We start from the raw sequence: 12,336 nt of genomic DNA on the forward strand, positions 1-12,336 counted from the left end.
TATGTATTCTAAACTTAGAATGATAAGAAATACATAAATTTATGAGTATTCTAAGCTTCGAATGATCTATCTGAGAAAGTTTTAAGGTCTTCGAGCTTTCGAATAGTCGTATTTCCTAAAGTTTAGATGTATTCTAAAACTAGAAAAGTTAAAATTTGAAAATAGTAAGAGTCTCTATCTGACAGACGGGATGTGTGTCTAGTCAGATAGGGATTTTTGTTTTTGAAATGACTAGATTCTCCTGTAAAAGTAAAAAATAGCCAAAAAAAGTGCTGTTGGGATGATAAAGTAGACAGTTGAGCGGATGAGTTTCATAAGTTCTTTGCTATTTGTTAGAATTGTCTTATCAACTTAAAGGAGAAATCTGATGAAGAAAGATAAAGAAAATGAGGAGAGTATCCTATCGGACCTTCCTCTGTGGGGACTCCTATTTTTGGTCTGTGTATTGCTTCAAGTCTATGTAGGAAAGGATAGACCCTTGATTCAACCTGATAGACAAGGAAGCATTGTAAAAACAGATCAAAAACAGGTCTATCTTCCAGAACTAATCCAGTCTTGGTTTGATAAAGAAAAAACTAAATGATTTGTTAAATAGAAAGGTTATCATCATGACAAAAACATTCACCATCCGTCCGCTAAGCTATACCAACTTTACCAACCGTGAGTTTGAAAGTCTCATGGTAGACACGGGTCAACTACTAGAAGTTTTTGCCAAGGCACATAAGGACGAGCCTATGTATAGTAAGCACCTTGATTCCTTCAAGAGCAAATTAGCAGACTTCCAAGCTCAACTAGCTATCGTAGAAAAGAAAGAGGCGACGAACCTGACCGAAGTCGATCGAAATCGTGACAGCGCCCTAGTCGGTCTCTTTACCCTTCATCGAGGATTTGCTAAGATCAAGGAGACCAAACTCAAAGAAGCCCATGAGACCTTGAAACCAGTCTTTGCCAAGTACAAGGACATCACCAAGCACAGCAATGATGTGGAAACTGCAGAAATCAAGAGTCTACTCAAAACGCTAAGCGAAGAACCCTACCAGACAGCAGTTACTAGTCTAGGACTGACACCTATGCTACAGGCGGTGATCAGTGCGCAGGAAGACTATGACAAGGTAGAAAATCAAGCGCGTGCGCATAAGTCTGCCAAGGAAGTCGGCAAGACCAGACAAGTCCGTACCGAACTAACCAGCATCTACGACCTCTTTATGCGCTACACCGCAGCTAGTGCAGAAGCCTATCCTGAAAAGGAACACCTGACCAAACTCCTCAAGGACCTCAATAGCATCCGAGATAGCAAGCGACGATTGACTGGTTCAAGTAAGAAGGATAAGAAGGTAAAAGTAGAAGAAGCAGAACAAGTAGCAGGATAAAAATAAACGTCTTTAGATATATTATTATCTAAAGGCGTTTTTTGGTGGATTCGTGGTATAATTTTATTATGAGATAATGGATGAATACAATGTAAAAAGATCTTTTTTAAATCTTGTTTTGACTATATTGTTAATGTTGATTAAAGCAATTTAAAATGTTTAAAATAGAGTGTTAATCCATTTGGANAATAAAAAATAGAGACAGAGAGTGGAAATTATGAAGAAGACTATAGCTGTATATGATATAACTGATTCTATAACTGAGATTAACTTGTCAGATAATCCAGAAAAAATTTTTAATATAGCAAAGATTTTTAATAAGATTGTTGGAGAAGGAGATAGCAGATCGCATAGCACTATCTCTGCGGAATTTAAAGATGAAAGTAGTATTTTAAATGAATATAGTGAAGATAGAGAAAATTTTGAAATCGGATCCTTTGCTCAAAAATTGTTACTTGCAGAATGTAGTGAAAGTAGTGGTAAAAGAAAATCAAATGTAAGAGATGGATATCTTTTTGTTCGTGAAACAGAAAAGGAATTAATATTATTAAAGTTAGAGAAAACTTCTGTAGCAAATAAAGAAACATTTGAGGTCGAAGGACAACTAGGTACAGATAAAAGTTATTACAAGGTTTGTATTTTTTCTACAGAACTAAAAAGCATAGCAATTATAGATAAGAGTCGAAAAGTAGCAAATTATTGGTTGGATGGCTTTTTAGGATTACAAGAAATAAGAAACAAAAAAATTAATACCCATGATTTGTTAGAATTAATTGAGTCTAAGGAACTCTTCTCTGAAGGAATATTAAATCTTGAAAATATCGATGATATTATTAGAGAGTCAAAAAAATATATATTTAATAGCAATATATTTGAGAAGAGTGGACTTATTGACTATTTAAATGATCTTGGTTTAACAGATATTTCTACTCATGAAGAAAATTTTGAATTGCAATTTTACTCCGATAAATCTAGTGAGTTGGATTACAGTTTTGAAATTGATGAAAAAGTACTAAAGGACCATTTTAAAAGTGAGATTAGAATCTCTAAAGAAACTGTAATTAAGACAGATAATTTCGAGAAACTTATTTTGGATGGGGGAGTTTCACTGGTAAATGATGAGATTAGACTAGTAGTTGATCGAGAATGTCTTGAAGAAATTAGACAAAAACTAGGTGAATAACATGCCAAATTGGAATAAACTTTCTTATGAAATAGAAAATACACCCAGCAATAGTATACTAATACAAAATTTAAAAGCTTTTGGGATTGTAAAGAATGATTCGGATAGAAATATTTATACTGTTCAGACTTTGGGGTTACAATCAGTAATATTTAATCTAGAAGATTATATTGATCATCAAGTATTATTTCAAAGTAATATCAGATATTTTCAAAAAAAAGACTTCTCAAAAGATGTTAGAATTATTAAAAAGAATAGTAAAAATGCTTGGATTGAAGAAAAGAAAAATTTATCTGATGAAATAATAAAAATTGAGAAAATGTTGAGGAACAACAATATTAATATAAATGCTGACAATAAGCTCCTATATAATATTCCGATATCAATTTTTGATTCTATTAGTCAAATCCCCAAAGTAAGAAAGTCAAAATATATTTGTCTGATGTTATTATTTAGTAATTTTACTAACTACGAAAATGATCTATTCAAATTTAAACTAGTTATAGATAATAATAAGATTACAGATGATTATTGTTTTGAAGCTAGCATTCCAGATAAACAACTTGAATATTTAGAAGAATTATATTCTTGGATTATTGACGATGGCGATAACTATATACAAAAACTGAGTATTGTAAGATCGGTTCTATTAAAAAATAAGTCATTTACTATAGAAAATAGCTTGTTAAATTCAGTAAAAAGTATTTTTCAAAGAATAATTAATTCTAATGTAGATAGATACTTTAACCAAGTTGCTCTATTAAAAGATGATTTTTTAAAAATTGTAGAACGAGAAAATGACATCTACCAATCATTACATCTTAAATTAATAGGTTGGTTTTCTGCTTTAGCGCTACTTATTTTTGACAAAATTAAGAATTATTCAGGGAATGACATCTTCTATAAATTATTAATGTCAGATAGTCAAAAAACAGAGTTACTGTTAATTATGTTAATTTTTGCTCTTGCCATTATATTAATTATTTACATTTTAGAAATGCGGAAAAATCAAGATGAATATATAAAATTAAAATTATTCTATACAAACAGTTTAATGTTTGATGATGGGGATTTTGAAGAAAAAATAAAATCACCTTGTCTTGATTTTAGATATATTTTGTTCATGCTATGGATTGTCGCTATACTGTTTTTAAAATTATTTACTTTTAATAGAAGTTTTATCTGTTATTCTGGAGTTTTAACACTATCTTTTTTACTTTTATTTGTAATTATTAAATTNAAAAAAGGGAAAAATTGAAGATGATTGAGGAGCAACCATTGAACAGAAAAAAGAATATACCACAAATTAGGTTTCAAAATTATGAAGATGGATGGGATGTAGAAAAATTAAAAAATATTTTCGGAACTATAAGAAATGCTTTTGTCGGAACTGCAACACCTTATTATGTTGAGAAAGGTAAGTTTTATCTAGAATCTAATAATGTCAAAAATGGCAAAATTAATTATATTTCTCAGATTTTCATAAATGATGAATTTTATGAAAAACAAAGAGATAAGTGGTTGAAAACAAATGATATTGTAATGGTACAATCTGGTCATGTAGGTCACACAGCTGTTATTCCAGAAGAATTAAATAACACCGCTGCTCATGCTTTGATAGTGTTTACTGATTATAAAAAAGAAGTAAATCCGCATTTTTTAAATTATCAATTTCAATCTAACGATAAGAGGAAAGAACTTGATTTAATTTCTACAGGTAATACTATTAAGCATATTTTAGCTTCAGAGATGAAAAACTTTAAGATGGACTTCCCTACAGTTGACGAACAATCTGCCATCGGTTCCCTTTTCCGCACTCTCGACGACCTTCTGGCTAGCTACAAGGACAATCTTACCAACTACCAAGCTCTCAAGGCGACCATGCTTTCCAAGATGTTTCCCAAAGCTGGACAGACCGTTCCTGAGATTCGTTTAGATGGATTTGAAGGTGAGTGGGAAAGGAAGAATTTGTCAGAGGGGTGTAATATTAATTCTGGTAGAGATTATAAACATTTAAAGGATGGGGACATTCCTGTATATGGCACTGGTGGTTACATGCTTTCTGTAAATGATAAATTATCTGATGAGGATGCTATAGGTATTGGAAGAAAAGGAACTATAGATAAACCATATTTATTATCAGCACCTTTTTGGACTGTAGATACTTTATTTTATGTGACATGTAAAGTAGGCTATGATTTATATTATCTTTTCTTAATTTTTCAAAAAGTTCGTTGGAAAAAGTTTGATGAATCTACTGGTGTACCAAGTTTATCAAAGAAAACCATTGAAAAAGTTGTTTCAAAATTTCCATCACTTCCTGAACAACAAGCCATTGGCTCTTACTTCTCAAATCTCGATAACCTCATTAACTCTCATCAAGAAAAAATTTCTCAGCTAGAAACACTTAAAAAGAAACTCTTGCAGGATATGTTTATTTAACTGAAAGGAGCGAATTATGTCAGATACAACTTTTAACCGTGAAAAGAAAACAGATAGACCTGTTATTGCGCTTTGTTATGATTTTGATAAAACACTTTCTCCAGATGATATGCAGGCTCAAGGATATATCCAAACAGTACAACCAGAAGGCAGCGATATGATTGGTGATTTCTGGAGGGAGTCAAATGGTCGTGCTACAGCAAATAATATGGATAAAAACCTTGCTTATATGTATACCATGAAGAAAAAAGCACGTGGTCAGATTGTTTTTACAAAAGAAAAGTTAGCTGAGTATGGATCTCAGGTTGCACTTTTTCCAGGAGTAGAGGATTGGTTTAAACGCATAAGAGACTACGGATCTGATAAAGGAATCATTGTCGAGCATTACATTATATCTTCGGGTTTAAAAGAGATGATAGAGGGAACTACAATTGCAAAAGAGTTTAAAGAACTGTACGCAACTTCTTTCTATTTTGATGATGATGGAGTTGCTGTCTGGCCTGCTCAAGTAGTGAATTATACTAATAAGACACAGTTTCTTTTTCGTATCTCAAAGGGTGTTCTGGATGTTAATGATGAAGCGGTTAATGATTCTTTCGCACCTGACGAAATCAGAGTTCCATTCCGAAATATGATTTATCTAGGTGATAGCGATACAGATATTCCTTGTATGAAATTGGTAAATTCTCAAGGTGGATATTCTGTCGGTGTTTTTAATCCAGATGAAAAAGATGAACTGAAGGCAAAGAATAAAGTCTATAAAATGATGAGAGATAATCGTATTTCTTATTTTGCTCCTGCAGACTACTCAGAGGGTAGTGAACTTGACGAACTCGTGAAATTGATTATTGATAAAACTGTATACAATGAAAAACTGTATGAGAAAAAGTACAATAATCAAAAAGAAGCTATTGAACAAGCTAAACCAAAAGAAGAGCAAGAGAAATTAGATTTAATCAACTCATTAGAAAGTAGTGGTAGTTTCAAAAATACTCATGCTATTGTTGAGAAATTATCAAAATACATTAGTTGGAAACATGAAGAATTGGAAGATCTCTTAGAGATTGCACTGGAAAATACACAGGTATGGCATATTTTAAATGATCCAGATATTAAAAAGTTTTACCAGTATCTAATTGAACAACTCGGTAGCAATACTGATGAGTTAATTAGAGACACAGTTGAAAATATTCAACAAAAATTTGAATCATAATTGAAGATGAGAATATTTAGGTGAGTTATGACGGAGAATAATTTTATAGAACTAGATAAAATTGAAACCTCAACTGCGGCGCAAAATTTTGTAAATTTATTAAACGAGAATAAGACGTATTTTCTTAATGGTACTTGGGGATCAGGTAAGTCTACTTTTCTTAATGAAGTTGATGATATAAAACAAATTAAACTAGTAACCATTGATTTTTGGAGATTAAATGACAGTCGATCAACTCTAGAGACAGTTTTTGCAAAACTACATCCATGTGTATATTGGGGATTAAGATTAATTGTAATCCTATGCATTGCATTATCAATCCTAATGACTAATGTAGTTGATTTGGGGCTAAGTGCTTATGTACCTAATTGGGTTGTTTTGTCCGCAGGAGTGATTGCTTTAATAGTAGCAATTCATCAATTTTTGAAAATAAAATCAGATGGAATTTATAGCTGGTTATTGACTCGAAAATGTTTTTCATTCAAAAGAAAAGTTCTAGTTGTTGATGACTTTGATAGAATGACTAATATTCAACAAGAAGCTAGTTACAAACTTTTTAGTTTGTTAAATGGGAAACTTCCAATTATATTTGTTGGAGATATAGAACTTCTACATAGAAATGATAATAATTATCTTTCAAAAATAATAGATCGACGAATTGAACTTCCATATGATTTACATCCTAACAAAATTTGGTCTGATTATATAGAACAACTGGAAAAGAAATTTAAAATAAAACTTTCTGGCGAGGTAAAGAGTATATTTATTTTGGATACTAAGAATCTGAGAGATAGAGAGCGATTCAATGATTTTGTGAATTTAGAATTAATTAAACGTAATAAAAAGGAATACGTCCAAATTGAGCAACAACTGATTGTTATATTTTTTTATCTTTACTATCCGACAATATATGAAGGATTAAAGAGTGGGAAGGAACAAACTCTACTAAACGATAAGATTAGGCCGTTTATCGAATCACTTTATAAAAAATTAACTGAAAAAAATGATTTTTACCCTAGTTGTTACGTTAATAACAATGAAGCATATTTTATAAATGAAACTCCATCTAATAGAACAGTGGATGAGCTGAGTCTAATTATTGATAGTAATCAACAACTTTCAAAGGAATTACTAATAGCAAAGCCTAAAAGTGATTTTTTTCATTTTGTTATTGGAAATTTTGAAATTTTGCCTGAAAATCAACAAGAATTATTATTTCTTCAATCATTGGAACTGTCTACACGAGATAATAATAACGATTTAATGGATTTTATAATTCAAAAGAGGATTGAGAAGGAAATACCTGATTATAAGATTGGAACTACAGAAGTGAATAACGAAATGATAGGGAATATTTTTTCGTTTTTTCAGAATTTACTACAGGATATGATAGATGACCCTGACACAAGTGAAGTATATTATTTTATATTGAAACATAAAATTTTTAGGTATCAAGATTTGAGAGTTCTTGAGGAAGAATTAGGTCCTTATGATGAGGAGTATTTATCGTATAGAAGGAAATATGTAACATTATTAATTTACTTGTATCGTAGAGATGAAATAGATTTCTTCAATATATGGACCGAAGATCTATGGGATACTATAAATAAACTGAATACAGAAGAATTTCTCCGTTTTTGGCTAGAATTTGGATTTTTAAGTAATAAAGATAAAAATAAACGGGGGTATGATTCTAAAAATAAAGAATATATTTTTGTAAAAGATTTTGACACTTATGTTGACGAAGAAGATATTATTTTCTTAAAAGGGAGTATTAAGGAAAGATTAAACAAACTTGAAAAAGAAGGATTCAAATTTGAAGATTAAAAGATAAAAGGAGGATTCATGGTATCTGTAACACAACGTATCAAAGAAATTAATCAACCTCGAGGTGGTTATCTGCCCATCAAGTTATTTTCGGTAGAGCAGTTCGAAGACCATAGAGTTCTGCATCCAGTAGAGTCTGTATCTCCTACTTTAGTGGGGATTTGTGTGGATTACTTGACTCGCTTTATGAAAGGGGCAGAAGCCCGTGATTCTTTCAGAATTTCTCTCAAGGGAGCTCATAGGGTTAACATGGGAGACCTAGCAGAAGCACTACTCGATTTGGTGACAGGATTGGACGATTTATCGATAGAAAGTGCTTGTCGTTTGGTTTCTTTTGATGTCGTTTTTCGTGCGGGGAAACAGTATTATAAGCCTTTTGAGGAAATTTCAGTGGATGCCGAAACGATAGAGAATATTCGTATCATGGTAGAACGAAGTCTTTGCTTTTTCGACCTCTATGGTCCTTTGGTAAAGGATGGCTTTCATTTTCTTGGAGGTTATACAGAAACGATTGATAAGGGTGATGGAGATTTTCTTACCAAGGATACATTATGGGATTTTAAGGTGACTAAAACAGCTCCTAATAAAGATCATACACTACAAGTCCTTGTATACTATATCATGGGCTTACATTCCTTTGACCCTGATTTCCTTTCTATCGAAAATCTTGGATTTTATAATCCTCGAAAAAATATCGTTTATCAACTTCCAGTCTCTTCTATTCCTTTAGATTTGATTCGAACGATTGAAAATGAAGTGATTTGTTATAAATGAATGCTTGTTTAAAAATAAATTGCAAAACTTAGAAAGAAACACTATGGAAACAACACAAACTTCCCAGTCGCTATACCAAGCCCTGTGGAACTCAGCGGATGTTCTCCGCTCCAAGATGGATGCTAATGACTACAAGTCCTATCTCTTGGGAATGGTCTTTTACAAGTACCTGTCTGACAAGATGCTCTTTTTCGTGGCGGAGACCATGGGAGAAGGGACAGATAGTCTTGAGGCTGCCCTTGAGATCTATCGCAATTACTACGAGGATGCGGATACCCATGAGGACCTGTTATTAGTTATGAGCGACGAGCTCAACTATAGTATCGAGCCAGACCTAACTTTTACCGCTCTAGTAGCAAGGGTCAATGACGGGACTTTCCAGCTGGAAGATCTAGCTCAAGGTTTTCGTGATATCGAGCAAAGCGATGACCTCTATGAAAACCTCTTTGAAGATATCGACCTTTACTCTAAAAAGTTAGGGGCCACTCCGCAAAAGCAAAACCAAACGGTAGCAGCAGTCATGAAGGAGTTGGCTGTGCTGGATGTGGCTGGTCATGCAGGCGATATGCTGGGGGATGCCTATGAGTATCTGATCGGTCAGTTTGCGACCGACTCTGGTAAGAAAGCTGGTGAGTTCTATACACCTCAGCCTGTTGCCAAACTTATGACTCAGATTGCCTTTTTGGGTCGTGAGGACCAGTTAGGCTTTACCATCTATGATGCGACCATGGGCTCTGGCTCTCTCTTGCTCAATGCCAAGAAGTACTCTCACAAACCACAGACAGTGGTCTACTTTGGTCAGGAACTCAATACCTCTACCTATAACCTAGCTCGGATGAACATGATCCTACACGGTGTTCCAGTTGAGAATCAATTTCTCCACAATGCTGATACACTAGACGAAGACTGGCCGACTCAAGAGCCGACCAACTTTGACGGTGTTCTCATGAACCCTCCATACTCAGCCAAGTGGTCAGCAAGCTCTGGCTTCCTGAATGATCCTCGTTTCTCTCCTTTTGGGAAACTCGCGCCTCAGTCTAAGGCGGACTTTGCCTTTCTCTTGCATGGATATTACCACCTCAAGCAGGATAATGGAGTCATGGCTATCGTCCTTCCCCACGGTGTTCTATTCCGTGGCAATGCGGAGGGAACCATTCGTAAGTCCTTGTTAGAAGAAGGAGCCATTGATACGGTTATCGGTCTACCAGCCAATATCTTCTTTAATACCAGCATTCCGACTACGGTCATCATTCTCAAAAAGAACCGTACCAATCGTGATGTCTACTTTATCGATGCCTCTAAGGAGTTTGATAAGGGGAAAAATCAGAATATCATGACGGATGTTCATATCAAGAAGATTCTGGAAGCCTACAAGTCACGTGAGGAGATTGATAAGTTTGCCCACCTGGCGAGCTATGAAGAAATCGTCGAAAATGACTATAATCTCAATATCCCTCGCTACGTAGATACCTTTGAGGAAGAAGAAGTTGAACCACTGACAGATATCGTCAGCAAGATTAACGAGACAAATAAAGCCATCGAAAGCCAAACAGCTTCATTACTTGAAATGCTCGGTCAACTCCACGGAACCACACCAGAAGCCGATGCTGAACTCCAACAGTTTTTGGTGGATTTTAAAGGGTGATGGAGCCAATTGATTCGCTCATATTCCGCTCATAATTCGCTCATTTTTTAGATACAACTTTGTTTCCATATTTCCTGGAAACTGATAAAAAGCAAGGAGAAACATGGAACAAACTAACCCAAAATCCCAGTGTCAGCAACTCTGGGCTAGAAATAAATACCTCGTTTTGACCCATTCCAGCAATATTTACAATGAGATTCGCCAATACTTGAAGAATGAAGAGGTGGAGGTAAGTCAGGTTCAAGAGATGATTGACCGTGCCTGCCAGATTCCAGAACACATGGGTCAGGTCTGCAATGCCTTTCAGCATATTTGGGGCTATTTCAAAAAGAAAGCGACAGATGACGAGCGCAGAGACTATATGCTCTTGTTGGACCGCTACCGCTTTGGTCAGGCTTCTAAGGAAGACTTGATTGCTAAGACTCGAGACTTGCTTGATCGCTATCCAAATACCTACTTGCAACATTCGACTTTACTGAAAGGAGACTCCCATGAGACTTTGGCATGAGGCTTTGATTTCACAACTTCCCCGTCCGCAACTCTTGGGGCAACATCGAGAGTGTTGCGCCCTGCGTGGCAATGGCTGGGGCAGAAAGCATGCGACGGTTGACTATGTCTTTACCCACTCGCCCTATCGTCTCTATGCCTATCATCGCTTGATTATGGAGGAGATGGCTAACCGTGGCTATAATGTCAGTCCAGAGTGGCTGGACAAGAACTACCGTGGCAAAACCTGCCCTCCTTATGAAGACTTGCCTGAGGAGAAGCTAGGCAATCCTATCTACAGTGAGCATGACGCAGGATACTATGAGGAGTGTTTAGATAATCTCCGAGAGAAAGGCATTGAGCTGGAGTAAGAGTCAGGATTAGCTCCACACTATAACTCTTCTCGTAATTTTTTCGAATAATAAAGATGAGACCTTTAAAATGATTCTAAGGTCTTCTTTTTATGGGGATTAGAATTTACTTTTAATAACTTTTGAGTTATAATTGAATTAGAAAGAGGCTACTTGGTGCACACGATTTACTTCTATAAGGACAAAAATGGAAATGAGCCAGTCTTGGATTATATGAGAGAATTGGCCGGTCGTAAAAGTAAGGATAGTCGCATTAAACTGAACAAACTAAACGACTATATTGAGTTGCTTAGTCAGCATGGGACTAGAACTGGTGAACCCTATATCAAACATTTGGAAGATGAGATTTGGGAACTAAGACCTCTTAAGGATAGGATTTTATTTGTAGCATGGCTTGATGGGAGTTTTGTTCTCTTACATCATTTTGTCAAAAAAACTCAGAAAACTCCTAGGAGAGAAATTGAAAAAGCCAAGCGTGAACTGAAGGACTTAAAAGAAAGAGGGTTAAGTGATGAAGAATAGTGCTATTGGAAGTAACTGGAAGGATGTCCGGTTAGAACTCTTTACCAAGGAGGAAATCCTTGAAAGTGATATGCGAGTGGCTATCATGAGTGAGTTGATTGAGGCCAGACATGAACAAGGAATCAGCCAGAAAAAGCTAGAAGAACTTAGTGGAGTGAGCCAGCCTGTGATTGCTAGGATGGAGACAGGAAAGACTAGTCCTCAGTTGGATACGGTCTTAAAAGTCTTAGCCAGTTTAGGAAAGACACTAGCAGTCGTCCCACTTGAACAGGAAAAAAGTTGATAGAGATGAGATTACTTGGTTGGCTAAAATCATCCACAGAACAATTTTACCTCCCGTCCGCACTTTTTCAGGGAAATATCAGAATTACAAAAGAAAACCAACCTATAGTCTTTTCTAATAACAAGTCATAGTCACTTATAAGAATCGTCAATAGCTCATTTTAGCATTCTAACTAAAATATAGCTATAAAACAAGCTATACAAAGGATTTGAGACATTTG

The 12,336-nt window shown here is 34.9% G+C and carries 12 protein-coding genes; all 12 read left to right on the top strand.

Annotated features, from left to right (window positions below; genetic code table 11):
* The first annotated feature begins 367 nt into the window (after nucleotides 1-367).
* The 12 genes from D8801_RS04760 (at nucleotide 368) to D8801_RS04820 (ending at nucleotide 12,116) form a co-directional block, all read left to right on the top strand.
* On the top strand, nucleotides 368-583 hold the full coding sequence (locus D8801_RS04760) for a hypothetical protein (RefSeq protein WP_125848235.1): 216 nt from the start codon (nucleotides 368-370) through the stop codon (nucleotides 581-583).
* Nucleotides 584-608: 25 nt separating this feature from the next.
* Nucleotides 609-1,370: a DUF6261 family protein gene (locus tag D8801_RS09830; RefSeq protein WP_185758499.1), complete on the top strand. Its 762-nt coding sequence runs from the start codon at nucleotides 609-611 to the stop codon at nucleotides 1,368-1,370.
* 217 nt (nucleotides 1,371-1,587) lie between these two features.
* Nucleotides 1,588-2,553 carry a hypothetical protein gene (locus tag D8801_RS04770; protein WP_142999292.1) on the top strand — a complete coding sequence of 322 codons (966 nt, stop codon included), beginning with the start codon at nucleotides 1,588-1,590 and terminating at the stop codon, nucleotides 2,551-2,553.
* A gap of 1,260 nt (nucleotides 2,554-3,813) precedes the next feature.
* Nucleotides 3,814-4,995 (top strand): restriction endonuclease subunit S, encoded by a 1,182-nt coding sequence (locus D8801_RS04780; RefSeq protein WP_125848240.1) that lies wholly within the window; start codon nucleotides 3,814-3,816, stop codon nucleotides 4,993-4,995.
* A gap of 16 nt (nucleotides 4,996-5,011) precedes the next feature.
* Entirely contained in the window at nucleotides 5,012-6,208 is a 1,197-nt protein-coding gene (locus tag D8801_RS04785; RefSeq protein ID WP_125848242.1) for an HAD family hydrolase, read from the top strand.
* 27 nt (nucleotides 6,209-6,235) lie between these two features.
* Nucleotides 6,236-8,035: a P-loop NTPase fold protein gene (locus D8801_RS04790; RefSeq protein WP_125848244.1), complete on the top strand. Its 1,800-nt coding sequence runs from the start codon at nucleotides 6,236-6,238 to the stop codon at nucleotides 8,033-8,035.
* A gap of 18 nt (nucleotides 8,036-8,053) precedes the next feature.
* The gene (locus tag D8801_RS04795; RefSeq protein ID WP_125848246.1) at nucleotides 8,054-8,809 is read left to right on the top strand and encodes a hypothetical protein; all 756 of its coding nucleotides are present in this window, start codon (nucleotides 8,054-8,056) and stop codon (nucleotides 8,807-8,809) included.
* 43 nt (nucleotides 8,810-8,852) lie between these two features.
* Entirely contained in the window at nucleotides 8,853-10,454 is a 1,602-nt protein-coding gene (locus D8801_RS04800) for a type I restriction-modification system subunit M (RefSeq protein ID WP_125848248.1), read from the top strand.
* A gap of 103 nt (nucleotides 10,455-10,557) precedes the next feature.
* Nucleotides 10,558-10,962 carry a YbgA family protein gene (locus tag D8801_RS04805; protein ID WP_125848250.1) on the top strand — a complete coding sequence of 135 codons (405 nt, stop codon included), beginning with the start codon at nucleotides 10,558-10,560 and terminating at the stop codon, nucleotides 10,960-10,962.
* Nucleotides 10,946-11,311: a TIGR02328 family protein gene (locus D8801_RS04810; RefSeq protein ID WP_125848252.1), complete on the top strand. Its 366-nt coding sequence runs from the start codon at nucleotides 10,946-10,948 to the stop codon at nucleotides 11,309-11,311. The genes D8801_RS04805 and D8801_RS04810 overlap by 17 nt, the downstream gene beginning before the upstream one ends.
* 156 nt (nucleotides 11,312-11,467) lie before the next feature.
* Entirely contained in the window at nucleotides 11,468-11,833 is a 366-nt protein-coding gene (locus tag D8801_RS04815) for a type II toxin-antitoxin system RelE/ParE family toxin (RefSeq protein WP_125848254.1), read from the top strand.
* Nucleotides 11,823-12,116, top strand: a complete 294-nt coding sequence (locus D8801_RS04820) for a helix-turn-helix domain-containing protein (RefSeq protein WP_000797742.1) — start codon at nucleotides 11,823-11,825, stop codon at nucleotides 12,114-12,116. Before D8801_RS04815 ends, D8801_RS04820 begins: the two co-directional genes overlap by 11 nt.
* Nucleotides 12,117-12,336: the final 220 nt, after the last annotated feature.

The organism is Streptococcus oralis, from assembly GCF_003943415.1.
Taxonomy (GTDB): Bacteria; Bacillota; Bacilli; order Lactobacillales; family Streptococcaceae; genus Streptococcus; species Streptococcus oralis_BJ.

What these genes read in the sequence shown, in the direction of transcription:
- D8801_RS04760 (WP_125848235.1), top strand. Translation starts at nt 368, where the DNA reads ATGAAGAAAGATAAAGAAAATGAGGAGAGTATCCTATCGGACCTTCCT.
- D8801_RS09830 (WP_185758499.1), top strand. Translation starts at nt 609, where the DNA reads ATGACAAAAACATTCACCATCCGTCCGCTAAGCTATACCAACTTTACC.
- D8801_RS04770 (WP_142999292.1), top strand. Translation starts at nt 1,588, where the DNA reads ATGAAGAAGACTATAGCTGTATATGATATAACTGATTCTATAACTGAG.
- D8801_RS04780 (WP_125848240.1), top strand. Translation starts at nt 3,814, where the DNA reads ATGATTGAGGAGCAACCATTGAACAGAAAAAAGAATATACCACAAATT.
- D8801_RS04785 (WP_125848242.1), top strand. Translation starts at nt 5,012, where the DNA reads ATGTCAGATACAACTTTTAACCGTGAAAAGAAAACAGATAGACCTGTT.
- D8801_RS04790 (WP_125848244.1), top strand. Translation starts at nt 6,236, where the DNA reads ATGACGGAGAATAATTTTATAGAACTAGATAAAATTGAAACCTCAACT.
- D8801_RS04795 (WP_125848246.1), top strand. Translation starts at nt 8,054, where the DNA reads ATGGTATCTGTAACACAACGTATCAAAGAAATTAATCAACCTCGAGGT.
- D8801_RS04800 (WP_125848248.1), top strand. Translation starts at nt 8,853, where the DNA reads ATGGAAACAACACAAACTTCCCAGTCGCTATACCAAGCCCTGTGGAAC.
- D8801_RS04805 (WP_125848250.1), top strand. Translation starts at nt 10,558, where the DNA reads ATGGAACAAACTAACCCAAAATCCCAGTGTCAGCAACTCTGGGCTAGA.
- D8801_RS04810 (WP_125848252.1), top strand. Translation starts at nt 10,946, where the DNA reads ATGAGACTTTGGCATGAGGCTTTGATTTCACAACTTCCCCGTCCGCAA.
- D8801_RS04820 (WP_000797742.1), top strand. Translation starts at nt 11,823, where the DNA reads ATGAAGAATAGTGCTATTGGAAGTAACTGGAAGGATGTCCGGTTAGAA.